Below are 25,347 nucleotides of genomic sequence, written 5' to 3'. Positions count from 1 at the left end.
GCCGAAACGTCTCCGGCGTGGGGCAGTATCCTTGCTGGAGGCCATCTGCGATACAGAGCGAACCGAATGGGTTTATTGCATATTTGCACGAATGCTCCCGGTGCCTGCATCAATCTGCAATCCTTTTTAGTGCGATCGGCCGCCCAATTTATCTAAGGTAGACTCCAGCGGACTTGATCGTCTCGCTGGAACGGCTGCTGGAGATGATGGAGGAGTTCGAGCTGACGGAGCTCGACGAACTCGCCGACCACATCATCGATACGTCGCGCGAAGGTGTGCTCGCCAAGATACGCAAGCTGCCGAAGGAGCTAATAACCCATCCCTTTCAATTGGAGCTAACCTGACATCACCGTCCTGACCTTAAGCGCAGCGCCTAACGAGTATCTGAAACTCAAACCTCCACCGTCGGATAATCCCTGCCCTTCCAGTGTTGCAGCTTGGCGGCGAATTCGCGTTGGAAGGAAAGAGGGCCCGATTTCTGGATATAGGGTTCGTCGAAGATGCCGATATACATGGTCAGGTTCAGGAAGAAGTGCGCGCCCATTTCAAACAGCGCGACATAGTCGTGGTTGATAAGCGCCTCGCGCTCGTGGTCGGTCAGCGCGACGACAGTGGATTCCTCGACGTCGTTGCCGATCAGTCGCGGTCCGATCGACTGTTCCCAGGTCGCCACCAGATTGCGCGGATCCTCGGCGTAGCGCTTCATCAGTTCCGGGTCGCGGTCGACGGTGTAGAGGAACTTGTTGACGTAGTACTTGCTCATGCCGCTTGCTCCTTCGGATACCAGGTGAAATAGGCTTCCATCGTATGGAAGAGGTCGAGATTATCGACGTAGTCGGCGCCTTCGGGACCGGCGACGCCCAGCATCAGGATAAAGTTCAGGAAACCCTGGGTGGCGTTGCCGCTTTCGACCATGCTTTTGTGGGTGACGTTGGCGAGTATCGCATCGACATCGCCCGTGCGCAGCCATTCGATCGCCTGACGATCGAAGACCGGATCGGGGCCGGTTTCCATGAATTGACGCGGTCCGCCGAGTTCGAGCGAGAGATGTCCGGTACCGATCGCCGCGACACGCTTGTCGGACGGGTAGTCCTCGATCGCCTTGCGGATCGCGCGGCCAAGTTCGTAGAACCGTTTCGGCGAATGCAGCGGCGGCGCGAAAATGTTGGTGTAGATCGGCACCACCGGCAGGTCGTTCTGCGGACGCACCGTGATGATCGGGCAGATGATGGAATGATCGATCTTCAGCTCATTGGAGAACGCGAAGTCGAAACTCTGGTCCATCAGCGACTGGTGCATGAAGCGCGACATGTCCTCGTCGCCCTCCAGCACGTATTTCGGAATACCGAACTCGCGTTCCTCATTGTAGAAGGTCGCATCATAGCGCGGCGCCTTGCCGATCAGGAACTGCGGGCAGTTGTCGAGGAAGATTTGATGGAAGTGGTCGGAGCCCACCATAACGAGGATGTCGGGCTTTGCGGCCGCTAGGGTTTCACGATAGGCTTCCACCTTGCGCTTCCACTCCGGCGCCTGCGGCATCTGTTGCTTGGGCGGCATTGTGGTTGCCTTGAGGTAGAAGGGGTGATGCGTCGAAGCCAGTGTCGCAACTAATTTTGCCAATGTTCTTCTCCCACGAGTACGAGGCGCTTTCGGCGCCGACAGTCGGGAGGAGGCGGACCGGAAGGCCGCTTCCTCGCAATCTCAGTCCGCGAACAGGTCGCGGGTAATGCCAGCCGTTTCGAAGATCGCGTCGCGGCTTTTTGCCAGTTCCGCGCTCAGCCGAGCGGTGTCGAAGCTGAGCAACTGGCCCTTCCACTTCTTCACCTTGCCGGCGACAAAGACGGCATTGACGTTCGAGCGCTCCATGAGCGCGACGACAGCGCCGGGCGCGTTGTTGAGCGGTGTGACGTTCAGCGCGTCTGCGTCGAGAAGGATGAGATCCGCCTCCTTGCCGGGCGTCAGCGAGCCTATCTTGTGATCAAGCTTCAAGCCCGTCGCGCCGCCCATGGTCGCAGCGCGGATTGCATCGCGCGCCGTAACGAGGCGCGGATACTTCTCGCCGGCGAGCGCCTGGGCATTTGCCTCCATGCGCTGCAGGGTGACGAAGGACCGCATCTGGGTGAAGAAATCGGCTGTCATCGTACATTCGACGTCGGTCGAGAGCGAAAAGCTGATGCCGAGATCGATCACCTTCTGCAGCGGCGGCGTGCCGTGACGCATCTGCATTTCGATCGGCACCGACAGCGAGATATGGGCGCCGGCATCGGCTGCATATTTCCAGCCGGCATCCGACATGCCGGTCATGTGGATGAAGATGTTGTCGGGGCCGAACATGCCCTTGGCGCCGAGTTCGTCGAATGTCGGCTGCATCCCGAAGGTGCCGACGACGTGGAGCGCGATCGGCATGCCGAGTTCGCGTCCGATCCGCCAGGCTTCCTCGTAACCTGGAATGTAGATCTCGCCGCCCATGACCATGGTCATTAGCTGGTCACCGGATGCGAAATACTGGTCCCTGATGCGCTTCGCGTCGACCGGATATTTGGCGGCATCGCCCCAGCCCTCGAAATACCCGAAGACCGAGCGTCGGCCCGCGTCGCGAATACCTTCGATGGCGGCGTCGGAATGTTCGGGCGAATGATGGATCTGGCTGACATCCATCACCGTGGTGACACCTGCGTCGAGCTGGGCGATCGAGCCGAACAGCTCGTTGATGTAGACGTCCTCGGGCCTGTAGGCGTTTGAGAACTTCTGAAGAACGGTCTCGTAGTAATTTTGCGCGCTCTCCGGCCGGCCGTCATTGATCAGGATGCCATTGGCGAGCTGGCTGCGCAGCGCAGTCTCGAACTGGTGATGATGGGTGTCGACGAAGCCCGGCATGACAATCTTGCCAGTGGCATCCAGCACGGCGGCGCCGCTTGCCTCGATCGAAGGGCCGACGGCGGTGATCTTTGCTCCCTCGAGCAGTACGTCGCCGACCGCAAAATTACCGACCTTGTCATCCACGGAGAAGACGATGCCACCCTTGATCAACGTCTTCCGGCCAACATCGCCGATACCTTTGGGCAGGCTCGCGGCCGCAGCCGCCTGGGCCGCGGCATTGGCCGACAGCACAGTGCCGGCGGCATTGGCCACCGCCTTGGCCCTCGCCGCATCGAAACTCGTCGGGCACAGAAATTCGGGCTTCCCCGGATCGCAAAGTCTGCACATGGCTTATCCTCCCATCGCCGTGCGGCTCGGTCTTCGTTCGTCAGGTCCCCATGATCGATTGCAGCACCGGATAGCGCGTGATCGCGTGGGCGATGTGAGACGCCGCCTGCCGCAATGTCGGCAGGCGCTCCGCGACCAGTGATTCCGGAGTCAGTATTCCGGTGTAGCCGGACGTATTAAGTGCGGCGATCGTGCGTCCCTCCATGTCGCGGATCGGCACCGCCAGCGCCGTGATGCCGTAGTCGAGCTGATCGACAGTCGTCGCATAGCCGGATTCGCGCACGGCGAGGATCTCCTCCCGCAGGATCGCCGGATCGGTGATCGTCTTTGAGGTGAGCGCCTTGGGGCGCACGTTTGAAAGGTATCTCTCCAGAGCATCGTCGTTCAGTCCGGCAAGCAGAACGCGGCCAAGAGAGGTCGCGCAGGCCGGATAGCGCGCGCCCATAACCGCGGCGGCGCGGCGGGCGCGCTGCACCGAGACGTGGGCGATGTAGATGACGTCCTCGCTGTCGAGCGTGCCTACCGAGGATGCGTCGCCGAACTTCTCGACGAGTTCCCGCAGATCCGGCTGCAGCACCTCCTCGATGCGCGCCGAGAAGTAGAACGACGACCCGAGCGTCATGATCTTGGGGCGCAGGTGGAAGCGCTTGTCCTTCTGCTGGACGTAGCCGAGCGCCTGGAGCGTGATGAGGCTCCGCCGGGCGGCTGCCGGCGACAGGCCGACACGCCGCGCCACTTCGCTGAGCGTCATTTCCGGATGGGTGACATCAAAGGACTCGAGGATAGCGAGCCCCTTCGCCAGCCCCTCGACGAATTCGGCCGGCCTTTGATTGTCTTCGATAGTCGCCATTGCTGCCTGCTGCACTTGCATCATCCCTGATGGAGAAAAACGGCAATCGATAGCGCATTCGGCGTGGCTTCGACAAACGCGGCGCGGGCGCCGTTCGCAACTCGAACGGTGATATAATCTCCCTGCGTCTGACCCGTCCGCATTTCCCCCTCTGTGCCGTCGTCTCCCCGCTTCCGGCTCTCCGGCGGCGGTTACGGATTGTCACTTGACGGCAAGTTAAATGCTGATAACGTTTTCGGCAAGAGCAAATATTTTCGCATACCGAAAAAGAGGAGCGAAATGCGAATCGGCAAGCAGGACAACGCCCGGACGGCCATCGCGACTTCGGATGCCGACAGCATAACAGTCAGGGGCTATGACCTCTGCGCCGAGCTGATCGGCAAGATCGAGTTCACGGACTACTTCTGGCTACTGGTTCTGGGAGAGAAGCCGAGCAAGGCGCAAAAGGCGATGTTGGATGCCTGCCTCGTCGCGATCGCCGAGCACGGTCTCGTTCCGAGCGTGCAGGCCGCGCGCATGACGCTCGCCGCCGGTCCGGAAGCTTGGCAGGGCGCGATGGCCGCGGGCCTGCTCGGCATGGGTAGCGTCGTGGCCGGCAGTTCGGAGTCCGCGGGCCGCTATCTCGCGGAGGTTATGGCGCTTGCCGAGGCGGACGGCACTGATATTGAAACCGCCGCGATCAAGAGTCTCAAGAAACTCAAGGCGGCGCGGAAGAAAGTGGCTGGCCTCGGTCATCCGCAGCATAGCGCCGGCGACCCCCGTGCCGACCGGCTGCTCGCGATCGCCGATGAACTCGGGATCAGCGGCCGCTACATAGAGACGCTGCGCATGCTGGCGAAGCACGCGACTGCCATCATCGAGCGGCCGCTGCCGATCAATGTCTCCGGTGCCATCCCCGCCACCATCCTCGATGCCGGCTGGCCGCCGGAAGCGCTTAAAGCGGTGCCGCTGCTCGCGCGCACGGCGGGCCTTGCCGCCCATCTCTACGAGGAATCGCTGCGCTCGATCGGCTTCATCATGTCCCACAAGGCAGATCTCGCCATCAGCTATGACGGAGCTCTGGCCTCGAAAACAAACAGGAACGGCGAGGCTTGAGGAAATAGAGCATGGTCAAGATTCTCAAGGACATCCGCGTCGTCGAACTCGGCACCTACATCACGGGGCCGGCCGCGAGCATGCATCTCGCCGATCTCGGCGCGGACGTCATCAAGGTCGAGCGTCCGGAAACGGGCGATCCCTTCCGCGCCTTCAAGGGCGGGCTCTACTCGCCGCACTACCAGACCTACAACCGCAACAAGCGTTCAATCGCGCTCGACACGACACGGCCGGAAGACCTCGCGGTTTTCCGGGACCTGATCGCTACGGCGGATGTGTTCATTCAGAACTTCCGGCCTGGCGTCGCGGAAAAGCTCGGTTGCGGCGAGACCGATCTCCGCAAGGTACAGCCGTCGATCATCTATTGCGCCATTTCCGGCTTCGGTCAGAGCGGCCCGTCCCGCGACCGCCCCGCTTTCGATACCGTAGCGCAGGCGGCAAGCGGTTTTTTGCGGCTGGTGACGCCGCCGACCAATCCGCGCGTGATCGGCCCGGCGATCGCGGACGCCATCACCGGCCAGTATGCCGCCATGGGCATTCTCGCGGCGCTGCTGGAATGCTCCAAGTCCGGGAAGGGGCGCCGGCTCGACATTTCCATGCTCGAGGCCATGACGCATTTCAACCTGGACAGCTTCACCCACTACTATTCGGTTGGCGAGATCATGGGCCCACTGTCGAGGCCGGTCGTTTCACAGAGCTACACGTTCGAATGTAGCGACGGAAAGTGGATCGCGATCCATATGTCATCGCCGACGAAGTTCTGGGAAGGGCTGCTGGCGGCGACGGGACAGCCGGACCTTGCCACCGACCCGCGCTTTGCCGAGCGCCTGCAGCGCATCACGCACCAGGACGATTTGATCGCGATCTTCACCCCGGTCTTCAGGCTGGAGACGCGCCAGACATGGTGCGACCGGCTCCTGGCAGCGGAGGTGCCGCATTCGCCCGCCTACGATGCCAACGAGGCGCTCGAAGATCCGCAGGCGAAGTACCTGCAGATCGCGGTGCCGACCGAGCATCCCGAGATGGGCAAGTCGACGACGGTGCGCGCGCCCTACAATTTCGACGGCGCGCCGGAACTTGCCGTGACTCCGCCGCCGACGCTCGACCAGCACGGCGCGGAGATCCGTGCGGAACTGGAAAGACGGAAGGCGGGCTAAGGTCCGCGACGGGAGAAGAGAAACGATGAGTGCCGAGGACAATCCGACCGCTGTGCCAGTCGGGGCCGTGCTGGAAGCCAGCAAGGCCATGCTGCAGAAGCAGCTCTACGCCATTTTCACGCAGCCGGTGAATGGGCTCGGGCCTGTCTTCGCAAACATGGAGGAACACCTGAATTTCCAGATCGGGCTCGAGAAGGAAGGCGTGATGTTCGCCGCCGGGCCGATGTGGACCGATGACGGGGAAAGCTGGGAAGGCGACGGGCTCGTGATCGTGCGGGCCGCTTCCCGGGAGGCAGCGATCGCCATCGCGGAGCGCGATCCGATGCACAAGGCGGGGGCGCGCGCATTCCGGGTCCGGCCGTGGTTAATCAACGAAGGAACGGTAACTGTGAAGCTCGACTATTCGAGCCAGACATTTTCGATGGCCTGAACGCAAACTGGGGAGGAGACCAATGCGTATTCTGTTCGGACTCGTGACTGCGGGCATGATTGCCTTGCCCGGCGCCCTCGCGGCGCAGGAAACCATCAATCTGACCATCGCATCCAGCCACCCGACGGTGATTCCGTGGGTCGGCATGATGAAGACCCATTTCATGGCGAAGGCGGACGAATTGCTCGCCAAGACCGGCAATTACAAAATCGAGTGGAACGAAGCCTTCGGCGGCCAGCTCTACAAGGCCAATGCCACGCTGACGTCAGTCGAAGAGGGGATCACCGATATCGGCTGGGTCTTCTCCTTCCTCGAGCCGTCCAAGCTGCCACTCAGCCAGGCCTCCAGCTACGCACCCTTCGCCACCGTCAATCCGCCGTTTCAGCTCGAAGTGATGGAAGACCTGATGGAGAGCAACGAGGCGCTCCGTCATGAATGGGAGCAGTACAATCTCAAGGTGCTCGGTCTCACCAGCACCGACATGTACGACATCTACACCAAGACGCCGCTCAAGGGCATCGACGACGTCAAAGGCATCAAGCTCTCTGCGCCGGGTGTGCTTGGCACCTGGCTGCGTGGAACCGGTGCGAATGCAGTCGACGGTTCGCTCACCAGTTTCTACACCGATATCCAGACCGGTATTTCCGACGGTGTGCTATCGCTTGCCCTTGGCGCCCTGCCGGCCAAGCTCTACGAGGTGGCGCCCTATATCAACCGCTTCGACGTGGGCGTCGCCTTCTCCGGCGCGGTCGCGATCAACAAGGATAGCTGGGACGGACTGCCTGAAGAGGTCCAGACCGCGATGATCGAGGCGGGCAAATATTACACCGTCGCCCATGGCAAGGATCTGCTCGAACGGCACGAGGCGGCGCTGAACAAGATGGTGGAGCTCGGTACCAGCCAGAACCCGCCCGTCGAAATCATCAAGATGTCCGACGAGCAACGCCAGGCCTGGGTCGACAAGCTGCCGGACATCGCCGGCGACTGGGCGGCGGATCTCGAGGGCAAGGGCCTCCCGGCCAAGGCCTTCCTGAAGGCCTATATGGACGGCTTGCGCACCAAGGGCGAAAAGCCCATGCGCAACTGGGACGAATAGTCCGGCGTCTCATGGCTTTGGAAAGCGACAAGACATCGGCTTCCGGAACCCGAAATCCCCCGTCCTCCGGGATTGGCCGGGTCTGGCTGGTCTTCGTCGACGCGCTCGCCGCGCTCGGCACCGCGCTGATCGGCGTGCTGATGATCACCATCTGCGCCGACATCATTGCCCGCAACATGCTGGGGTCGTCCCTGCCGCTGGTGTCCGAACTCGGCGCCCTCCTGCTCGTGATGATCGTCTGCCTGCAACTGGCGACGACGGTGCGGGCGGACCGGCTGGCCCGGACGGAGATCTTCTTCATCCCGTTCCGCGAAGGCCGTCCTAGGGCCGGTGCGCTGCTTTCGGCACTCTTCAATCTCGGCGGCGCCGCCGTGATAGGCGGCATCGCCTCGGTCAGCCTCTCGATCTTCGAGAAGGATTATGCGAGCGGCGAGTTCATCGGCGTCACCGGTATCGCGACCTTGCCGACCTGGCCGTTCCGCGCTCTCATCCTTGTCGGCATGACGGTCACCGCCATCCAGTTCGTCGTCGCGATGGTCGGCGATCTTCGCGACGTTATCGCCAACAGGAGATCGACATGAGCCCCGTGGAAATCGGTTCCGCCGCGGTGGTGGCGCTGCTCGTTCTCATCTATCTCGGGATGCCCATCGGCATCGGCATGTTGGCCGTTTCCTTTGCCGGCGTTGCCGCTATACGAGGCGAAACGGTGTCCTTGCGGATGATGGGCGCCGTCGCTAACGACTCACTTCGGGAATATCTGTTCGCGGTCGTGCCCCTTTTCGTGTTGATGGGCCTTCTGGTTACGGTCTCGCGTGTCGGCAAGGACACCTTCGACGTATTCCAGAAGCTGCTCGGGCGTGTCACCGCCGGCCTCGGGGTCGCGACGGTGTTCGCGAACGCAGTCTTTGCCGCGATCACCGGAATCTCGATCGCCTCTGCGACGGTCTTCAGCCGTGTCGCCGTCCCGGAAATGACGCGGCACGGCTATACCCGAAAGTTCGCGACGGGGGTCGTCGCCGGTTCATCGGTGCTTGGTATGTTGATCCCGCCCTCGCTGCTGATGATCGCCTATGCCGTGCTCGCAGAGGAATCCGTGGGCCGCATGTTCCTCGCCGGTGTCGGACCCGGTATCCTGATCGCCGCCGCATTTTGTGTGACGATCATGTTGCTCGCACGGTTTCGCAAGGATTTCGTCTTCGAGGACGGGGAAGACAGCGCCGAGCTCGGCGACATGAGCATCGCTGAGATCGCCCGCAAATCCGCGCCGATCGTCTCGCTGATGCTGGTGGTACTGGGCGGGCTCTATGGCGGTTTTCTCAACCCGACCGAAGCCGGTGCCGCCGGCGCCTTCGGTGCATTGGTGATTGCGTTGATGCGCCGGTCCCTCGACCGGCGCCTCTTCTGGAACCTGCTGGTCGAGGCCGGCCAGATCACCGTCTCGGTGCTGTTCCTGATCCTCGCCGCGACCTTCTTCAGCCGTATGTTGGCGCTTTCCGGCGTGCCGCGCGCTTTGGCCCAAGTCTTCCTGACGGGGCCGATCGGTCCCTACGGCTTTCTTCTCGTCTATCTTCTGCTGATCACTGCGCTGGGCTGCCTGATCGATTCCATTTCGATCATGCTGATCCTCCTTCCGATAGCGTTGCCGATCGCCAATGCGGCCGGTTTCGACCTCATCTGGTTTGGCGTGCTGACGGTCGTGACTGTCGAGGTGGGTCTCCTCACGCCGCCCTTCGGGCTATCTGTCTATGTCATAAAGTCGGCCATGGATGAGCCCGATCTGAGAGTGGGCGAGATATTCCGCGGCGCATTGCCATTCGTCCTGGCCATGTTCGTGTCAATCGCCCTGATCGTAGCCTTCCCGCCGATCGCGACATGGCTCGCCCGTCTATGAAAGTAGAATGCCGATGATCGAACTTCTCTTCATTCCAGGAAGCCTGAGGCAGGCTTCATCGTCGCGCGCCACAGTAAGGGCGTTGATCAAGCGCGTGGAAGACAGCGCGACCTGCGTGACCGCCGATCCGGGACTGCTGCCGCACTACAACGCGGACATCCTCGACGATCCGGCGGTCAAGGCTTTCATCGATCAGATAGCGCATGCCAATGGGCTGGTCTTCGTGACACCCGAATACAATTACAGCGTTCCGGGCGTTCTAAAGAACGCAATCGACTGGGCCTCGCGCCCGGCGATGAAATCCGTCTTCAAGGATAAGCACTGCTTCGTCATGAGCGTCTCCGGCGGCGCACTCGGCGGTGTGCGCGCCCAAGGGCACCTGAAATATTCGCTCAACGGGATGCTCGCGAAGGTCTTCGCCTGCCCGGAAATCGTCGTTCCCATGGCCAACGATAAGGTCGAAAATGGGCTCCTGACTGATGAACGCATCCTCACTTTCGCCGAAGAACAACTGCGGGCGTTCATGACCACGCTGAGCGAGTCTGTCCCGGACATCCGATAGGCTTCTGCCGCGCCGCCTTCTCATATTGCATGAGGTTGGCTGTACCCACCACAGACTTCAGCTAGGGTCAGGACTCATTGATCCAGAAGATGATTCTCGCTGCGATGCAGATTGCAGAGAAGAAGGTGTAGCGCATCGGTCGGACCTGGTTGCGATACGACAACGCTTGAGCGTTGCAAACAGGTTCTCGACCCGCTGGCGGCAGAGGTCGATCCTTTTCGAGGAGACGCGCTGACTCCCGCTCTTGAGCCGATACGAACCGACAATACAAGTCGCCTGTGGGTGCCGCTTCATTCTGGTCTGTTAAGCCGTGAGTACCGGTACGACGAGCGACAGCCCAGACATCAACAGCAGTACGAAGGCCAACCGACGCAGGGCGGCGGGCGCCAGGCGCGGTGGCCAGCGACGCGCGGAATAGGTGGCGATCAGCACGCCCGGCAGGCCGGCCATCGCCCAGACCACCGCATGTGATGGCAGTTCTCCGGATGCCATCACCAGCACGAGGCGGAACATGGCGTTGATCGCAAATACCGCCACCAGTGTCTCGCGGATCATGCTGTGCGGCAGTGGTTGCCGGTACAGATGATAGACCAGCGGCGGCCCGGCTGTCGAAAACAGGCCTCCCATAATGCCGCCGAGCGCGCCGAAAAACACGAAACTCGGATTGGACGACAGGCGTTCGCGCGGGCTTGGCCGGAAAATCAGTTGCAGGCTGGAAACGATGATGACGAGGCCGAGGACCAGCCGCAGGGCAGCCAGCGACGACGAGGCGAGCAGATCCAGAAGCATGTAACCGACAAGGATCAGCGGGATGGCGCCGACAAGCGAAAGAAGAAACGGTCCCCGGGCGATCTCCCACCATCCTTTCAGCAAAACCATCAGCGCATTGGCAAGGGTTAGCAGACTGACGATGATGGCAGCTTCGGGCAAAGGGATGAGCCCGGTCAGAGCCACCGCCCCCATCAGCAGCAGGCCAAAGGCAAAGCCGGTCAGCGTCTGCATATAGGCGGCGACGAAAGACAAAAGCACGAAAAGGGCGATGCCGCCGGACGGCATCACGACCGCTCTTCTGCAACAAGGCGCATCGTCTGGAAGGATGCCAACCGTTGCAGATCGGGCTCGACACCAAGCCCCTCGCCTTCCGGCAAATCGACCCAGCCTTGCCGTACGACCGGCCAGCGCGGCACGATCGCGTCGCGCAGTAGATTGGGATTGATGTCGACCTCTAGCATTCCGTCGCCGCCGGCAGCCGCCAGAATATGGGCCGAGGCGACAAGACCGATGCCTGCCCCAAGAAAGTGCGGGCAATAACGCCGCCCGGCTGCGCGAGCGGCCTGTGCAACGGCAAAGCAGCCGCTCGGACCGCCCCATTTCGCCGCATCGGGCTGGATCACCGAAAGGCTGCCGGATGAGATGGCAGACTGGAATGCCGGTTCGCCGATCAGGTTTTCGCCACCTGCCAAGGGGGTCGACGTCAGTCCCGCAAGGTCTGCCCAGACCACATCATCGGAATCCACCCGCACCGGCTCTTCCATCCAGCCAAGGCCGAGATTGTCGGTTGCCCGGAGAAAGGCTCGGCCCTGCTCGGCCGAAAAGCCCTGGTTGGCGTCCGCATGCAGCGTCTCACCGGGACGAAGATCAGCATGCAGGCGGCGCAGGAGGTCGAGATCGCGGTCGAAATCGAACCCGACCTTCACCTTGAAATCGCGATAACCGGCAGAGCGGGCCTCCGCCACCATGCGCTCCGCGTCGAATATGTGAATGCCGCTGGCATAGGCGCGGACCTGATGGGCGGCCATACCACTCATCGCCTTTGCCAGAGATGAGCCGGCGCGGCGCGCCGTCAGGTCCCAATAAGCCATGTCGAAACCGGCAATCACCTGCGCATAGGGGCCGAACTCACCGGTCTGCAATACAAGGATTTCGGTGGCGGCGGTCAATTCCCTCCATAGGTCTTTTGGGGACGGCAGAGATCGCCAGAGAATGCGCGGAGCAATATCGCTGACAAGCAGGCGCGCCCGGTGTTCGGCACCGCAGGCCGGCCAGTTGCACCAGATCTCTCCCCAGCCGACGGTGCCGCGATCGTCCTCCAGGCGCACGAACACTGCCGGCCGATCGAGCATAGTGCCGAATGAAGTGGAAACCGGTTTTTCCAGCGGCAAACGGAAAACCAGGGCTTCGGCCGAAATGATCTTTATTTCATCCTGCACGCGGACACTCTCCCTTCGTCATCCCGCCAGAAAACCGCCGTCGATCGCATAGACGGTGCCTGTCGCGTATTCGGAGGCAGGCATGCAGAGGAAGGCGACCACTCCGGCCACGTCCTGCGGCTTCCCCCAGCGTTTCAGAGCCGTTCGGCCGGCGATCCGCTCGTGATGCGCCGCGTCCTTGCGGCCCTCGGCATTGATGGCCGTCTCGATATAACCGGGTGCTACGGCGTTGACGCGGATGCCTGCCTCGGCCCAGGCGAGCGCCAGCGCCTTGGTCAGCATCACGACGCCGCCCTTGCTGGCGCAATAGGCGGGAATGCGCGGCAGCGCAGCGAAGGCATTCATCGAGGCGATATTGACAATCGATCCCTTCGAGGCCTCGAGATGCGGCTTGAACGCCATGCAGATGCGGAATGTGCCGGTTAGGTTGACGTTGAGAACCTTCTGGAACATCTCGATCTTGAACTCTTCGTCGCGCGCAAGGATGCCGGCGCAATTGACCACGGCATCAACTCTCTCGAAACCACCGGCAAATGCACTGACCGCCTCGTCCGAAGTAACGTCTAGAATCGCGACCGCAATCCCGCCGATGCCGTTGAGCCGGCATCGATCGACGGCAGGCTGATCATGGCCGGTCACCGTCACCGCCGCACCACGGGCATGAAACAGTTCGGCGATGGCCGAGCCGATGTCGCCCGCCCCACCGATGACGACAGCGTGAAAGCCAGGTGGAAAACTGAACGGGTCCTGCATCATCCTCGCCTCGAACTTTTTATTGGTTTATCGAGTTTCGCTTGGGCGCGCGATCGGCTCGCAGCGCCCAACTGGTCTAATCTCAGGCTGCGGTGTAGCTCTGGGCGAAATCGCCTTCGCTCTTGATGACGTGAAAGGCCGGCGCCGATGCCTTCCACCTGGAAGCCTTTGCTGCCGTCAGGCGGCTGAGGCTGTCCAGAACGGCGACGCCTTCCTGCGCCAGCGACTTGCCGACGGCCTCGGTGTTGGGGAAATGCGAGCGGATCGAGTTCAGCCAGATCGTCCGGCCGGCGCAACCGCCATCTCTATCAGCCGGCGGTGCCCTTCAACCACGGAAGCCAGGAGGTCGGGGGTAACCTCATCCGAAACGTCCAATCGGGTATGGCAACTGCGGTTCACACCAAGGCAGGCAAAGGCTTTGTCGTAGCCGCGTTCGACGATAGTGGACAATTCTCCTACTTCAGAGAGGATCGGTTGAGGGTCATCTAAGCCCGCCAAACCGGAAAAAGCAGCCCTTGCCTGCACGGCGAGACTCGGAGTCGTCATACATATTCTGTTTGGATCAGCGGTATCCAATCGTCGCCCGCCCCGGATCGTCGTATAGGCTCTAGAAACCAATCCGGCACCGATATGTGCCCACATATCGGTTACCCCTGCCGATGGCGCGAGATCCAGCGCCGAATGTGTCCCCGCAAAGCGAAGCTCATGCGCACCGCTGTTCAGCAGAAACAGCGAATGGTCCGGAAACGCCTTCGGCAGCCAAGCCGCCAGCCACAGAAATGTCGCTGTTCCGGTGCCCCTCTCAACCGAGCAGGTGAAGAAGCCGGAACGCGGCGTCGACATCGCAATCCAGCGAACCCCACGATGTCTCCTTGCCATCAGCGTAGGGCTGTCTCCAACCCGGTTTTCTCCGGTCAAATACAATCGGACTGTGAGGTTCGCAGATGCCATGCCGGCATAAGCCGCCAGGTCGGACGGACGTCCGATGGCGACGGGAATCGGGATGAACGGCTTGTCGGCATAGGAATTCAGCCCGACGATTTCTCCCGTCGGGCCGAACGGCAAAATGACGACCGCTAGTGCTCCAGCCTCCGCCACTGCCGTCAGCAAGGGAGCTGCAACCGACGTCCAGATTGCGGCATGTCGGGCATAAGGCAGTAAAATGATGGCGATGCGGCCCTGGGCGGCGGCGGCATCCGACACTGAATGCACCAATGCCAGCGGGGCAGCAATACCTTCGTCGGTCGTAGGCACGACAACAGGCTGCGGGAACAGCTCCAGAGCGCAATTCGATCCAACCACCTCGCAGCGGCAAGGCTGAAAGAGCGGAACAGGAATCCGCAACCTTTCAACCTCATAACCCAATCTCTCCAACTCACGCGTAATCCATTCCGCGGTCGCGAGATCGCCCGCGCCGCCTGCCGCCTTTTCTCCAAAGCCGGCATGAATCAACAAATCGCGCCAGAGACACTCGGGATTTATCATGCTGGTCACTGGATCCGGTCACTTATAAATTTCGGTCGCGCGCTGCAGCATTTGCGTCCGCACCTTGGAGTCCTCTTGTGTACCCAGCAGAGGCGCCTTCAGAAAATCCCTGACATTTTCCGGATACTGGTCTTCGAGCCCCTTGACTGTCGGGCGCCGGGCAGAGCCCGCATAGATCAGTTGTGCCTTGTCAGAGAGGAAAAAGTTCAACAGCACGCGCGCAGCATTCGGATGTAGCGTTCCCTTCACAACGGCAGCGTCAAAATTCCCGTAGACAAGCCCCTCCTCCGGCAGGATCACTTCGAGCGGCAACCCCTTGTTCAACAGGGCATCGGGCAGAATAAAGGGGATATAGACGGGGTACTCACCCCGCGCGACGCGACGTGGACTGTCGCGTATCTCACGCGTGAAGACCGGCCGATTTTCGGAAAGACGTTTTTGATAATCCTCCCCAAACTTCTCGTATGTGACCGCGAAGAAAAGCCCGCCGCCACCTACGGCACGAAAATCATCCGCGAGAATTTTCCCCTTCCAGCTCGGATCCGTCAGATCTGCCCATCTTTTCGGGCGTTTGTCCTTCGGAACGGATGCGTTAACGACAATCCCCATGCTTTGCGAGAACACCGGGAGCCTCAGTTCATTTCCCGCAAATTCGGGCGATAGGCGTGCAGCATTTGGAATATCTCCGTGAGGTTGAAGGACGCCCATGGTCTCCAGCGTCACGGAGCCGCCGCTGAAGGACACGTCCGCCGCAGCCCGATTGGTAGCGAGTTCGAGGCGGAGCCTTTCGAAAAGCTCGCTCCCACGTAATTCCAGCTTCTGGACCTCAACACCGTATTCGTCACTGAAGGCGGACAGAATCCGGTCAAGTTGCGGAACGCCGACCTGCGACGTGTAAAGCGTTACCTGACCTTCCTGTTTCGCGGCCTTTACGACGTCATCCCAGCTTTGCTCCGCCCAAGCCGACGAGCTTAAGCCTATCATTGCAAGGCCGGCCAGCACGCAGGCACGCATAGGCCCGAATATCATTCTCCTCTCCTCCTCTGGATATCTGCCAATCGAAAGCGTGATGTTTGCCGATCGGTTTGCGCGATATTAGATTTGTCTCATTGGACTGCGCTACCATTCCTCTCCCGGCAACCCCCGTTCAATGGAAGCCGCCTCAAAGCTTAGACAAAAGAGAGGCGGCGAAAAGCCCTCAATGCGCCTATAGAGCTTTCGCGAATCGAGACAGATCGAAATTGTCCGGCTTGCTTGATTCGCTGTTTACGCGACCGTGTGCAGGTCAGCCGAGTTGTCCAGAAAACTCTTTTCTCGGATTGCGAAAGGACTTGCCGCGCTTGACCATATTTACCTGCCGCATCAGGCATCCGATCATTGCTTTTGATTTCGACGTGCAAGCCCATCGCGAAGGGTTCTCGGAATATCGGCGATAGCAGACGCGAAGCGGAGAATGACCATTATGGAGTTAACAGCAATCCGTCTCCTGGATCGGCCGATTATCCGGCCGGGAATGTGCCAACGGATGGGGACGAATATCAACGGGCCGAGCATCATCCGAGTGCCTGATTGGGTCAAGAATGCGCTCGGCACTTTCTATCTCTATTTCGCCCATCACCGTGGCGACTATATTCGATTGGCCTATGCCGACGCCGTAACAGGTCCCTGGAGCGTTTATGAACCAGGCGTACTCCCTCTGGCCGACTCCGGCTTCAGCCACCATATTGCCTCGCCGGAGGTGATCGTGGACCATGCCGCGAAGCAGATCCGCATGTTTTTCCACGGCGGCGATGAAATCAAACATCAGTTTACGCGCCTTGCAATATCGGCCGACGGCTTGCATTTCACCGCACGTCGAGAAGACCTGATGAACCCCTATGCCCGCTTGTTTCGGTACAGGGATTGGGTTTACGCCATCACGATGCCCGGCCAGTTCTATCGATCTGCGGACGGGATCAAAGGCTTTATCCCTGGACCACGACTTTTCTCTGCCGACATGCGTCATACCGCCGTCTGGGTAGAAGGTCACTGGCTCCATGTGATTTATAGCAATCGCGGCGATGCTCCGGAATCGCTTCTCTACTCCAGAATTGACCTCTCCGCCGACTGGATGGAATGGCGGGAGGAGGCACCCGAAATCCTTCTCGCACCGGAAAGAGAATATGAAGGCGTGAACCTGCCGATCGAACCTTCAACCATAGGACCGGCGGAAGGACCGGTTCGCCAACTGCGGGATCCGGCTGTATTTCAGGCCGACGGCAAGCTCTATCTCATCTATTCTGTCGCAGGGGAAAGCGGTCTGGCGCTTGCCGAAATCAACTCTCGGAAGTTTTCAGCGCGCGCTCAAAGGTCTTGAAAAGGATCGATCCCGCACCCTTACGGTTCCGAACTAAGTTGGATAGCAATCCTGGCTCCGGGAGAGGAAGTAACGGAAATCAGCCCTCGAACGCGAGGTGAGGCCAAATAGCCTATGCCTTTCCGAGCTACATGCGAACCGCCAACCGAATTACGCGAGACAAGATGCTGACGCGGAGTAGGTTCAAAGCTCTCCGTTGTTTCCCACCGCGCGTCGCATCGCCGCGCGTAAAAGACAGATTTCAGGCAGCTCTTCGGTCTCCTTCAGTGTCAGAAAATGTGTGAGTATAGGGCTAAGTTCAAGTTCCTTCACATCAAGCGGAAGAATGTCGACGGCGCCGCGGACGGTGCGAAAGGCGATCCGCGGAATGCAGATAAGGACGTCGATCTGGGTGGCCATGGAAATAAACGCGCTTGGGTCGCCGATCATCTCGATCTTGGGTTCGGGTGGAGGAAGCCCCAGATTGCGGAATGCGCTATCGAATGACGTTCGATTGCTCGTCTCCGGCGTCGTTAGCGCCCATGGCCAGTCTAGAAGTTCACGTGCCTTGATGTCTCGGCGCCCTGCAAGAGGATGCTTGCGCGAACAGGCCAAGGTCAGGTCGGTGCCGGTCAATGGTGTCGCTCGCAGAAGCGGCAGTGTCCCAGCCGGCACCAGATCCCATTCAATACGTCCCACATAGCAGTCGAACGATCCGTCGAGCAGCCCCTGCATCATGGCGGAAACCACGCCCGCGACGATCTGGATCCTCGTGTCGCTCTCGATGAGCCGCAATTCGTGCATGGCCCGCGGCAAGAGATCGTAGCTGAGGGTCGGGTTGGTGCCGATGCGGACCAGGGCCGGCGGCACCGTTCTCAGCTCGCTCGCGAGATGTTCGAAGGTCGCAAGACCGGCGCGGGCGCGCTGCAAGGCGTGCCGACCCGCGGCAGTCAGCGAAGCACCTCGCGCCGAGCGGGCCACAAGGGGCACGCCGAACGCGACCTCGAGATCCTTCACCATCTGCGAGATGGCCGGCTGGGTCAGATTCAATTGGTCCGCCACCTCGCGAAGCGAGCCGCTCCGGTCGACCATCTCAAGGAGCCGAAGGTGTCTCAGCCGAAGCCGGTCGAGGTAGAGAGAAGAAGGAGTCATAAGCTAGAATTATCACTTCCAAGAATCTTTTGAATTCTTTTTTGATCCGGTTTCTGTTTGCATCATTCACGGAGGAGCCGCCTACGTGGGCGGGAGGAGGAAATATGAAACGTGTCGATATCTGGTCGGGCGCAGCCGTCTGTGTCCTGGCCCTATTCATCATGTTCGTCGTGATCCCGTGGCAAATCGACGATGTGAAGGAGGGCTATGTCGCTCCGCGTCTCGTGCCGCAGATCAGCATGGCATTCATCGTGCTGCTCTCGGCCTTGCAGGTCTTCACCGCAGCACGCGGGGAGATGCAAGAATCGGCCACCCTGGTCACCCGAGCGGAACTGGCGGCCCTGCTGAAGCTATCCGCAATCTTCGCGCTTTCGCTGATCCTTTACCTGTACCTGTCCCCGCTGGCCGCCGCGGTCAGTCTCCTCGCGGGATCCCTGCTGGCCCTCGGGGAACGTCGCCCCGTGCTGATCGCCGGAATAACCGGTGTCCCGATCTTTATCGTGTGGCTCGTCTTCTACCGCCTGCTCGGCACAGCGATCGTTTGAGGTTGCCATGGATTATCTCGTCGCAGGCTTCGGAAACATTCTGAATTTTCACACGCTGCTGTGGATCGTGATCGGCGTCACCCTCGGTTACGTCGTGGGCGCAATGCCCGGGCTGGGCAAGGGAACAGCGGTCGCCGTCTCCATTCCGCTGACCTTTTACCTGGAGCCCGTCTCGGCGATCGCGATGCTCATCGGCATCGCCAAGGGCAGCGGCGCGGGAAGTGCGGTTTCGGCGATCCTGATCAACACGCCGGGGGAACCCTCTTCCGCGCCGACCGCTCAGGACGGCTACCCCCTCGCTCGCCAAGGCAAAGCGCAGAAGGCCCTCAAGATGGGGTTATACGCGTCCGTCATCGGCGATTTCGTCTCGACCCTCATTCTCATCGGGTTGGCCGCGCCGCTCGCTTCCTACGCCCTGCTGATTGGTCCTGTCGAATTGTGCGCGATTCTTCTCTTTTCGCTCACCTTCATCGGAGGCCTCTCGGGCAACTCGATGATCAAGGGAATGGTCGCCGGCGCCTTCGGCGTCTTCTTTGCCACCGTCGGCATCGAGGCTGAGACCTTCGTACCCCGCTTCACCTTCGGACTGCTGGAGCTTGATGAAGGCATCTCGCTTGTCCCGATGGCGATTGGCATGCTGGCCGTGGCAGAGATGGTCAATCAGGCAGGCAACCTGGCCCACCTCGATTCGCAGGCCGCCGTGATGTTGAACGGGACGACCGCGGATGACCGCCGGGTAACCGGGGCCGAATGGCGCCGCTGCCTGCCGGTCATCGCGCAGGGATCGCTGATCGGCTCGATCGTCGGCATCCTTCCGGGCCTGGGCGCGAGCGTCGGCTCCTTCCTGTCCTACGGAGCGGCGGTGCGGACCTCGAAGACGCCGAAATTGTTCGGCACGGGCATGATCGAGGGCGTCGCCGCGGCGGAGAGCGCCGACAATGCGGTTGTTCCGGCGAGCCTCATTCCGCTCTTCGCGCTCGGCATCCCCGGAAGCGTCATCGCGGCGATCCTGATCTCGGCGCTCATCATGCACGGCCTGACGCCCGGTCCCCTGATGTTCAAGCAGCAGCCACAGATGGTCGGCGATCTCTACGCCGCTCTGCTCTGCGCCAGCCTCGTCATGCTCGTCGTCGGCACGCTCGGCCAGCGCATCTTCGCGAAGGTCATCTACCTGCCGAACCGCCTGATCATTCCGGTCGTGCTCTTCCTGTGTTGCCTCGGCGCCTACATGGAGACGAGTTCGGTTTTCTCGATCTACGTCATGCTGTTCTTCGCGGCGGTCGGCTATCTCATGCGCAAGCTGGACTACTCGTTCATCACGTTTTTGATCGGCTTCGTCATCGGACCGAAACTGGAACTCACATTCCGCCAGTCGATCCAGATCCTGGACGCGAAGGTATCCAATCTCGGACATCACCCCATCTCCATCGTCTTCATCCTGTTGACCGGCATCACGGTCGTGCTCATCGCACGCAGCCACCGCGCCAGTCGCCTTCTTGAAGCGAGCGAGACCAACTAACAGACGATTCAATGGGAGGAGCATAATGAACCAGGGATTTCCACTGAGCGGCGCGTCGACGCGGCGCTCCATTCTCGCCGCGGGGGCCGCCTTCGCGATCGGCATCACGGCATTCCTGCCGAGCCTCGCGCAGGCGGATGACTACCCGTCGAAGCCGATCACGCTCTACATCGGTTACGGCCCGGGCGGCCAGACGGACGTGGTGGGGCGTGGAGTGGCCAAGGTGCTGGCCGACCAACTCGGCGTTCCGATCAACGTCGTCAACAAGCCCGGCGCCGGCGGTGCGTTGGCGGCCAGCCAGTTGAAGAAGGAAGCGCCGGACGGATACACGGCCATGTTCCACACGAACAGCGTGGTGGACGCGGATCCATTCATGTCGGCGCGCATCAATTTCAAGCCCGACGACTTCGATTACGCGGGAATGGTCACGGCCTTCCAGCAGGGCCTGGCGGCGCCGAAGGACGCGCCCTACGATTCGATCCAGGAGTACGTGGCCTGGGCGAAGAAGAATCCCGGTTCCGTTTTCGGGTCCCTCAGCCCCCTGTCCAAGATGTATATCGACCAGATCGCCAAGCGCGAGGGTCTCGATGTGAACGTCATGCCGCTCGCCAGCGGCAGCGAGATGATCAATGCCCTGCTCGGCAAGCAGGCCGCGCTCGTCCTGTCGGGCGGCATACACTACCGCTATCCCGAGGAGACCAAGACGATCGTGGCGACAACCACGTTCCGCCACGTCTCCGCTCCGGATGTCGGGACGATCGACGAAGCCGGCTACGGCCTCGGCATCGATGCGCGGACGACGCTCATCCTGCCGAAAGGCACGCCGCGGGACATCCTCGGAAAACTGAGCACGGCACTCAAGGCGACGGAGACCGACGAGGAATTCAAGGCGATCGTCTCCGCCGCCGACATTCCGATCATGTACATGGATCTCGATCAGGCGGCGGCCGAAATCGCCAAGAACTATGCCAAGAACAAAGCCATCTTCGAGAAGGCCGGCATAGTGCCGCAATAGCACCCGGCGGTCGCCGAACCTTCCGGCGTGCCGATCACATGGCCCGCCGACCACTCCATTCATTCAAGCTGCGACAGCGAGGACGACATGTTCGAACCGCTCACGGGCGTTCGCGTCATTGATCTCAGCCAGGTCCTGGCCGGGCCGTATGCGACCTACCTACTCGCCCTCATGGGGGCCGAGGTCCTCAAGATCGAAAAACCCGGTGAAGGCGACTGGACCCGTGTCGGCGGATCCGTTCCCGATCTGTCGGAACGCAAGATGGCGCCGAATTTCCTGACCCAGAATTCGGCCAAGAAATCGGTGGCGATCAACCTGAAGGTGCCCGACGGCGTCGCGGTCCTCAAGAAGCTCATCGCCGGCGCCGACGTCTTCGTCGAAAACTTCAAGCCGGGCGTGGCTGATCGGCTCGGCCTAGGCTTCCAGGAGCTTCGCGCGATAAACCCCCGCCTCGTTTATTGCTCCATATCCGCCTATGGCCAGACCGGCCCGCTCAGCTCTCGGCCCGCGTACGATCACGTCATCCAGGGCATGTCCGGAATCATGAAAACCACCGGCAGGCCCGGCGACGGGCCGACCAAGGTCGGCGCGCCATATGTAGACTACGCCACCGGGATGAATGCCGCGATGGCCGTGCTGGCCGGATTGCTGGAAGCACGGCGTACCGGCTCGGCGGTCCAAGTTGACGTCGCTATGCTGGACACCGCGCTGATGCTGATGGCCTCGCTGATGACCATGCATCTGTCGACAGGGTGGCAACCGTCTCAGAACGGCAACGAGGCCTGGAGTGCCAGCCCCTCGTCCGGCGCCTTCGAGACAGCCGACGGCTTGCTGATGCTCGCGGCCAACCACGACACCCAGTTTCGGAACCTGTGTCGGGGGATCGACCGCGCCGACCTGCTTGAAGATCCGCGATGGAAATCGGCGGAGGAGCGGGCGACGAACGCCGGTTCGCTGCGGCAGACTCTGCTCGAGATATTCCGTACCCGCACCGCGGCGGAGTGGGAGGTGGTACTGGAAGAAGTGGCCGTTCCCGCCGCGCGCGTACGCGGGCTGGAGGAGATCCTGCACGAGGAGCAGGTGCGAGCGAGGGGCATCATCTCCGAAATCAAGGTCGCAGGTTTCGACGGCACGGTGCACGTCCCCAATCTTAGCTTCCTCGCAAACGGTTCGAGCTGCCCGCCGAAGACTGGACCCTCGACGCTCGGCTGCGACACCGAAGAGGTTCTTCTCTCTGCCGGTCTCGGCCAGGCCGAACTGAGCGCGTTGCGCCGCGCGAATGCGATCTAGCATGGAAGATCCTTCTTTCATGGCCGCATCGGCTCAGCGCGCATCAAGCGTCGGACCACAGCCCGCGCCGCAGGCGGCGGACGGGAAATCGAAGGCGGAAGGAACACGAATGTATACGCGGGCTGCTCTTGAGAGGTGCATCGGACAGTCGGTCGGACAGTCGCGGTGGTTCACCATCCACCAGCACAGGATCAATGCCTTCGCCAATGTGACCGAGGACCATCAGTTTATCCACATCGACGCGGAAAAGGCGGCGAGCGGCCCTTTCGGCGCGACCATTGCGCACGGCTTCCTGACCCTTTCGCTGCTCTCCGCCATGCTCTTCGACGGTGGCCCCCAGATCGAGGGCGAGGTGATGGGCGTGAATTACGGGATGAACAAGGTGCGCTTCCTTTCGCCGGTTCGCGTCGGCAGCCGCGTGCGTGGGAATTTCACGCTGCACGACGTCCAGACCAGGGAGAACGCGCTCGACACCATCCTCGACGTGACCGTCGAGATCGAGGGGCAGACGAAACCGGCGCTGGTGGTCGAATGGATCACACGCCACTATTTCGGAGAGACATAAATGAAAGAAATTCGCTTTGACGGCCGGACGGCCATCGTCACGGGTGCCGGCACGGGTCTCGGCCGCAGCCACGCGCTTGGTCTCGCGGCGCGCGGCGCGAACGTGGTGGTGAACGATCTGGGGGTCGCGACGGACGGCACAATCGAGGGATCGCAAGCCGCCCGCGCCGTGGTGGAGGAAATCCGCGCCGGCGGCGGAAACGCAATCTCAAGCGGCGCGAACGTGACGGATTTCGATCAGGTGCAAGCCATGGTCGCGGAGGCGATCGCCGCCTTTGGCGCGGTAGACATCCTGGTGAACAATGCCGGGATCCTGCGGGACAAAACCTTCGCGAAGATGGACATGGATGATTTCCGCACGGTCGTCGACGTTCACCTGATCGGTAGCGCCAACTGCACCAAGGCGGTCTGGAACCACATGATCGAGCGCGAATACGGCCGCATCGTCATGACCACCTCCACCTCGGGTCTCTACGGAAACTTCGGTCAGTCGAACTACGGCTCCGCCAAGGCGGGCGTCTTCGGGCTGATGAATGTGCTCGCCCAGGAAGGTGCGCGCAAGAACATCCGCGTCAATACGCTTGCGCCGACCGCAGCGACACGGATGACCGAAGGCCTGTTGAGCCAGGACGTGCTGGAGCTGCTCGGCCCCGAGACGATCACGCCCGGTCTCCTGGCGCTGGTCTGCGAGGATGCCCCCACGAAAATGATCCTTGGCGCGGGCGCCGGATGCTTCGCGGAGATCCGGATCTACGAGACACAGGGCATCGCTCTCACTGGCGAGCAGCTGAGCCCGGAAGGGGTCATGGCGTCGCTGGCCGCGATCCGCAGCCCCGAGGATCAGGACGTCATGGAAAACGCCTTCTCCCAAACCCGGAAATACGCCCGCATGGCTGCTGCCGCGCGAGGTTTGCCACTCCCCTGGAACGAGGCCTGAAAATGCGCAGCGCGGTAATCGTATCGACGGCTCGAACCCCCATCGGCAAGGCCTATCGCGGCGCGTTCAACAACACCTCCCCACAGGAGCTGATCGCGCATGCGATCCGCCACGCCCTTCAAAGAGCCACAGTGGAGCCCGCCGAGATCGACGACTGCGTGATCGGTTCGGCCATGCAGCAGGGCTATGGGGACTACAACATCGGTCGACAAGCTGCCATGCGCGCGGGTCTGCCCGCCTCGGTCGCTGGCATGGCGATCGACCGGCAATGCGCGTCCGGCATGATGGCCATCGCCACTGCAGCGAAGCAGATCGTCGTCGACGGGATGGCCGTTGTCATCGGCGGGGGCGTCGAGAGCATCAGCCTTGTCCAGACCCCGGACCTGCGCCGAGACAGGGACAAATGGATACTGCAACATAGACCGTCGCTCTACATGTCCATGCTGGAAACCGCCGAGATTGTCGCCAGCCGCTACGGTGTCTCCCGCGAGGACCAAGACGCCTACGCGCTGCAATCGCAGCAGCGCACAGCAAAAGCCCAGGCTGCAGGGTTCTTCGAAGACGAGATCGTCGCGATGAGCGCCACCAAGCAGGTTGTCGATCCTGAAAGCGGGCAAACGTCGCAGACTCAAGTGATGCTCGACCGCGACGAGGGAAATCGTCCCGCGACCACGATGGAGGATCTCGCCCGCCTTGGTCCAGTGTTTTCGGGAGGGCAGCAGGTTACAGAGGGCTGTTCGATCACGGCCGGCAACGCAAGCCAGCTTTCGGACGGAGGCTCCGCCGCCGTGCTGATGGAGGAAGCCGAGGCCCATCGTCGCGGCCTGCGTCCACTCGGTCGATATGTTGGCATGGCCGTGGCCGGCTGCGAGCCCAACGAAATGGGCATCGGGCCGATCCACGCCGTGCCCAAGCTGCTGAAGGCAAACGGTCTTAGGATAGATGACATCGATCTCTGGGAGCTCAACGAAGCCTTTGCCTGCCAGGTCCTTGCAAGCGCGCGGGCGCTAGACGTCCCCGACGATCGCCTCAACGTCAATGGCGGGGCAATCTCGATCGGGCATCCCTATGGCATGTCGGGGGCGAGAATGGTCGGGCACGCGCTGATCGAAGGACGCCGACAGGGCTCGAAATACGTCGTCTGCACCATGTGCGTGGGCGGAGGAATGGGCGCCGCCGGCTTATTCGAGGTCTTGTAACGGCGTGCGTCGGATTCTCCCGCATCACATGAGGGAACAGCCCCGGGCAAGGCCA

Annotated in this window: 26 protein-coding genes; 16 read left to right on the top strand and 10 right to left on the bottom strand. The window is 61.3% G+C overall.

From position 1 onward, the window contains the following. The first annotated feature begins 173 nt into the window (after positions 1-173). The gene (locus tag J2046_RS19895; protein WP_210054828.1) at positions 174-344 is read left to right on the top strand and encodes a hypothetical protein; all 171 of its coding nucleotides are present in this window, start codon (positions 174-176) and stop codon (positions 342-344) included. 47 nt (positions 345-391) lie between these two features. Here J2046_RS19895 and J2046_RS19890 read toward each other — a convergent pair whose 3' ends face one another. The 4 genes from J2046_RS19890 to J2046_RS19875 all read right to left on the bottom strand — a co-directional run bounded on the left by J2046_RS19890 (position 392) and on the right by J2046_RS19875 (position 4,057). Next, entirely contained in the window at positions 392-763 is a 372-nt protein-coding gene (locus J2046_RS19890; RefSeq protein ID WP_210054825.1) for a hypothetical protein, read from the bottom strand. After that, positions 760-1,620, bottom strand: coding sequence for a DODA-type extradiol aromatic ring-opening family dioxygenase (locus tag J2046_RS19885; protein WP_210054824.1), 861 nt, complete (start codon positions 1,618-1,620; stop codon positions 760-762). Before J2046_RS19885 ends, J2046_RS19890 begins: the two co-directional genes overlap by 4 nt. An 81-nt stretch (positions 1,621-1,701) precedes the next feature. Further along, complete coding sequence (locus J2046_RS19880) at positions 1,702-3,207, bottom strand: amidohydrolase family protein (RefSeq protein WP_210054822.1); 1,506 nt, start codon at positions 3,205-3,207, stop codon at positions 1,702-1,704. A gap of 40 nt (positions 3,208-3,247) precedes the next feature. Continuing rightward, positions 3,248-4,057 carry an IclR family transcriptional regulator domain-containing protein gene (locus tag J2046_RS19875; RefSeq protein WP_233470120.1) on the bottom strand — a complete coding sequence of 270 codons (810 nt, stop codon included), beginning with the start codon at positions 4,055-4,057 and terminating at the stop codon, positions 3,248-3,250. 279 nt (positions 4,058-4,336) lie between these two features. Here J2046_RS19875 and J2046_RS19870 point away from each other — a divergent pair, with 279 nt between their 5' ends. The 7 genes from J2046_RS19870 to J2046_RS19840 are packed head-to-tail and all read left to right on the top strand — an operon-like array spanning position 4,337 to position 10,288. Further along, complete coding sequence (locus J2046_RS19870; protein ID WP_210054818.1) at positions 4,337-5,152, top strand: citryl-CoA lyase; 816 nt, start codon at positions 4,337-4,339, stop codon at positions 5,150-5,152. An 11-nt stretch (positions 5,153-5,163) separates the two neighbouring features. Continuing rightward, entirely contained in the window at positions 5,164-6,309 is a 1,146-nt protein-coding gene (locus J2046_RS19865; protein WP_210054816.1) for a CaiB/BaiF CoA transferase family protein, read from the top strand. A gap of 25 nt (positions 6,310-6,334) precedes the next feature. Next, a complete protein-coding gene (locus tag J2046_RS19860; RefSeq protein ID WP_210054814.1) occupies positions 6,335-6,739 on the top strand; it encodes a YciI family protein in 405 nt (134 codons plus the stop codon). Positions 6,740-6,761: 22 nt separating this feature from the next. Next, positions 6,762-7,835: a C4-dicarboxylate TRAP transporter substrate-binding protein gene (locus tag J2046_RS19855; protein WP_210054812.1), complete on the top strand. Its 1,074-nt coding sequence runs from the start codon at positions 6,762-6,764 to the stop codon at positions 7,833-7,835. Positions 7,836-7,846: 11 nt separating this feature from the next. Then, positions 7,847-8,416: a TRAP transporter small permease subunit gene (locus J2046_RS19850; protein WP_233470119.1), complete on the top strand. Its 570-nt coding sequence runs from the start codon at positions 7,847-7,849 to the stop codon at positions 8,414-8,416. Next, positions 8,413-9,726 carry a TRAP transporter large permease gene (locus J2046_RS19845; protein WP_210054811.1) on the top strand — a complete coding sequence of 438 codons (1,314 nt, stop codon included), beginning with the start codon at positions 8,413-8,415 and terminating at the stop codon, positions 9,724-9,726. The genes J2046_RS19850 and J2046_RS19845 overlap by 4 nt, the downstream gene beginning before the upstream one ends. 7 nt (positions 9,727-9,733) lie before the next feature. Next, positions 9,734-10,288 (top strand): NADPH-dependent FMN reductase, encoded by a 555-nt coding sequence (locus J2046_RS19840; RefSeq protein WP_233470117.1) that lies wholly within the window; start codon positions 9,734-9,736, stop codon positions 10,286-10,288. Positions 10,289-10,591: 303 nt separating this feature from the next. On the opposite strand, the gene J2046_RS19835 is transcribed toward J2046_RS19840, so the two are convergent. The 5 genes from J2046_RS19835 to J2046_RS19815 all read right to left on the bottom strand — a co-directional run bounded on the left by J2046_RS19835 (position 10,592) and on the right by J2046_RS19815 (position 15,750). After that, entirely contained in the window at positions 10,592-11,344 is a 753-nt protein-coding gene (locus J2046_RS19835; RefSeq protein WP_210055040.1) for a TSUP family transporter, read from the bottom strand. Continuing rightward, positions 11,344-12,498, bottom strand: coding sequence for a mandelate racemase/muconate lactonizing enzyme family protein (locus tag J2046_RS19830; protein ID WP_210054809.1), 1,155 nt, complete (start codon positions 12,496-12,498; stop codon positions 11,344-11,346). The genes J2046_RS19835 and J2046_RS19830 overlap by 1 nt, the downstream gene beginning before the upstream one ends. Before the next feature lie 18 nt (positions 12,499-12,516). Beyond that, the gene (locus tag J2046_RS19825; RefSeq protein ID WP_210054806.1) at positions 12,517-13,251 is read right to left on the bottom strand and encodes an SDR family NAD(P)-dependent oxidoreductase; all 735 of its coding nucleotides are present in this window, start codon (positions 13,249-13,251) and stop codon (positions 12,517-12,519) included. 270 nt (positions 13,252-13,521) lie between these two features. Next, positions 13,522-14,745 (bottom strand): hypothetical protein, encoded by a 1,224-nt coding sequence (locus J2046_RS19820; RefSeq protein WP_210054805.1) that lies wholly within the window; start codon positions 14,743-14,745, stop codon positions 13,522-13,524. Positions 14,746-14,754: 9 nt separating this feature from the next. Further along, positions 14,755-15,750 carry an ABC transporter substrate-binding protein gene (locus J2046_RS19815; RefSeq protein WP_210054803.1) on the bottom strand — a complete coding sequence of 332 codons (996 nt, stop codon included), beginning with the start codon at positions 15,748-15,750 and terminating at the stop codon, positions 14,755-14,757. A gap of 439 nt (positions 15,751-16,189) precedes the next feature. Between J2046_RS19815 and J2046_RS19810 the strand changes: the two genes are divergently transcribed. Continuing rightward, positions 16,190-17,092, top strand: a complete 903-nt coding sequence (locus tag J2046_RS19810) for a glycoside hydrolase family protein (protein WP_210054801.1) — start codon at positions 16,190-16,192, stop codon at positions 17,090-17,092. 183 nt (positions 17,093-17,275) lie between these two features. Here the strand turns inward: J2046_RS19810 and J2046_RS19805 are convergent, their stop codons facing one another. Beyond that, positions 17,276-18,223, bottom strand: coding sequence for a LysR family transcriptional regulator (locus J2046_RS19805; RefSeq protein ID WP_210054799.1), 948 nt, complete (start codon positions 18,221-18,223; stop codon positions 17,276-17,278). Between the two features lie 104 nt (positions 18,224-18,327). On the opposite strand from J2046_RS19805, the gene J2046_RS19800 reads away from it, so the two are divergent. The 7 genes from J2046_RS19800 to J2046_RS19770 all read left to right on the top strand — a co-directional run bounded on the left by J2046_RS19800 (position 18,328) and on the right by J2046_RS19770 (position 25,292). Next, positions 18,328-18,768, top strand: coding sequence for a tripartite tricarboxylate transporter TctB family protein (locus J2046_RS19800; RefSeq protein WP_210054797.1), 441 nt, complete (start codon positions 18,328-18,330; stop codon positions 18,766-18,768). Between the two features lie 7 nt (positions 18,769-18,775). Further along, on the top strand, positions 18,776-20,287 hold the full coding sequence (locus J2046_RS19795; protein WP_210054795.1) for a tripartite tricarboxylate transporter permease: 1,512 nt from the start codon (positions 18,776-18,778) through the stop codon (positions 20,285-20,287). A gap of 25 nt (positions 20,288-20,312) precedes the next feature. Continuing rightward, positions 20,313-21,302, top strand: a complete 990-nt coding sequence (locus tag J2046_RS19790; RefSeq protein ID WP_210054793.1) for a Bug family tripartite tricarboxylate transporter substrate binding protein — start codon at positions 20,313-20,315, stop codon at positions 21,300-21,302. 87 nt (positions 21,303-21,389) lie between these two features. Next, the gene (locus tag J2046_RS19785) at positions 21,390-22,592 is read left to right on the top strand and encodes a CaiB/BaiF CoA transferase family protein (RefSeq protein ID WP_210054791.1); all 1,203 of its coding nucleotides are present in this window, start codon (positions 21,390-21,392) and stop codon (positions 22,590-22,592) included. Between the two features lie 109 nt (positions 22,593-22,701). Further along, positions 22,702-23,157 (top strand): MaoC family dehydratase, encoded by a 456-nt coding sequence (locus J2046_RS19780; RefSeq protein WP_210054789.1) that lies wholly within the window; start codon positions 22,702-22,704, stop codon positions 23,155-23,157. Further along, the gene (locus J2046_RS19775) at positions 23,158-24,093 is read left to right on the top strand and encodes an SDR family NAD(P)-dependent oxidoreductase (protein WP_210054787.1); all 936 of its coding nucleotides are present in this window, start codon (positions 23,158-23,160) and stop codon (positions 24,091-24,093) included. A 2-nt stretch (positions 24,094-24,095) separates the two neighbouring features. Next, complete coding sequence (locus J2046_RS19770) at positions 24,096-25,292, top strand: acetyl-CoA C-acyltransferase (protein ID WP_210054785.1); 1,197 nt, start codon at positions 24,096-24,098, stop codon at positions 25,290-25,292. Positions 25,293-25,347: the final 55 nt, after the last annotated feature.

Source organism: Neorhizobium petrolearium (assembly GCF_017873175.1).
GTDB classification, from domain to species: Bacteria; Pseudomonadota; Alphaproteobacteria; order Rhizobiales; family Rhizobiaceae; genus Neorhizobium; species Neorhizobium petrolearium.
The sequence above is the reverse complement of the archived record's forward strand: the minus strand, read 5'-3'. Positions and strand labels throughout refer to the sequence as shown.

What these genes read in the sequence shown, in the direction of transcription:
- J2046_RS19785 (WP_210054791.1), top strand. Translation starts at nt 21,390, where the DNA reads ATGTTCGAACCGCTCACGGGCGTTCGCGTCATTGATCTCAGCCAGGTC.
- J2046_RS19835 (WP_210055040.1), bottom strand. Translation starts at nt 11,344, where the DNA reads ATGCCGTCCGGCGGCATCGCCCTTTTCGTGCTTTTGTCTTTCGTCGCC.
- J2046_RS19825 (WP_210054806.1), bottom strand. Translation starts at nt 13,251, where the DNA reads ATGCAGGACCCGTTCAGTTTTCCACCTGGCTTTCACGCTGTCGTCATC.
- J2046_RS19880 (WP_210054822.1), bottom strand. Translation starts at nt 3,207, where the DNA reads ATGTGCAGACTTTGCGATCCGGGGAAGCCCGAATTTCTGTGCCCGACG.
- J2046_RS19850 (WP_233470119.1), top strand. Translation starts at nt 7,847, where the DNA reads ATGGCTTTGGAAAGCGACAAGACATCGGCTTCCGGAACCCGAAATCCC.
- J2046_RS19810 (WP_210054801.1), top strand. Translation starts at nt 16,190, where the DNA reads ATGACCATTATGGAGTTAACAGCAATCCGTCTCCTGGATCGGCCGATT.
- J2046_RS19840 (WP_233470117.1), top strand. Translation starts at nt 9,734, where the DNA reads ATGCCGATGATCGAACTTCTCTTCATTCCAGGAAGCCTGAGGCAGGCT.
- J2046_RS19805 (WP_210054799.1), bottom strand. Translation starts at nt 18,223, where the DNA reads ATGACTCCTTCTTCTCTCTACCTCGACCGGCTTCGGCTGAGACACCTT.
- J2046_RS19815 (WP_210054803.1), bottom strand. Translation starts at nt 15,750, where the DNA reads ATGCGTGCCTGCGTGCTGGCCGGCCTTGCAATGATAGGCTTAAGCTCG.
- J2046_RS19870 (WP_210054818.1), top strand. Translation starts at nt 4,337, where the DNA reads ATGCGAATCGGCAAGCAGGACAACGCCCGGACGGCCATCGCGACTTCG.
- J2046_RS19855 (WP_210054812.1), top strand. Translation starts at nt 6,762, where the DNA reads ATGCGTATTCTGTTCGGACTCGTGACTGCGGGCATGATTGCCTTGCCC.
- J2046_RS19845 (WP_210054811.1), top strand. Translation starts at nt 8,413, where the DNA reads ATGAGCCCCGTGGAAATCGGTTCCGCCGCGGTGGTGGCGCTGCTCGTT.
- J2046_RS19875 (WP_233470120.1), bottom strand. Translation starts at nt 4,057, where the DNA reads ATGGCGACTATCGAAGACAATCAAAGGCCGGCCGAATTCGTCGAGGGG.
- J2046_RS19800 (WP_210054797.1), top strand. Translation starts at nt 18,328, where the DNA reads ATGAAACGTGTCGATATCTGGTCGGGCGCAGCCGTCTGTGTCCTGGCC.
- J2046_RS19790 (WP_210054793.1), top strand. Translation starts at nt 20,313, where the DNA reads ATGAACCAGGGATTTCCACTGAGCGGCGCGTCGACGCGGCGCTCCATT.
- J2046_RS19795 (WP_210054795.1), top strand. Translation starts at nt 18,776, where the DNA reads ATGGATTATCTCGTCGCAGGCTTCGGAAACATTCTGAATTTTCACACG.
- J2046_RS19890 (WP_210054825.1), bottom strand. Translation starts at nt 763, where the DNA reads ATGAGCAAGTACTACGTCAACAAGTTCCTCTACACCGTCGACCGCGAC.
- J2046_RS19775 (WP_210054787.1), top strand. Translation starts at nt 23,158, where the DNA reads ATGAAAGAAATTCGCTTTGACGGCCGGACGGCCATCGTCACGGGTGCC.
- J2046_RS19780 (WP_210054789.1), top strand. Translation starts at nt 22,702, where the DNA reads ATGTATACGCGGGCTGCTCTTGAGAGGTGCATCGGACAGTCGGTCGGA.
- J2046_RS19770 (WP_210054785.1), top strand. Translation starts at nt 24,096, where the DNA reads ATGCGCAGCGCGGTAATCGTATCGACGGCTCGAACCCCCATCGGCAAG.
- J2046_RS19860 (WP_210054814.1), top strand. Translation starts at nt 6,335, where the DNA reads ATGAGTGCCGAGGACAATCCGACCGCTGTGCCAGTCGGGGCCGTGCTG.
- J2046_RS19865 (WP_210054816.1), top strand. Translation starts at nt 5,164, where the DNA reads ATGGTCAAGATTCTCAAGGACATCCGCGTCGTCGAACTCGGCACCTAC.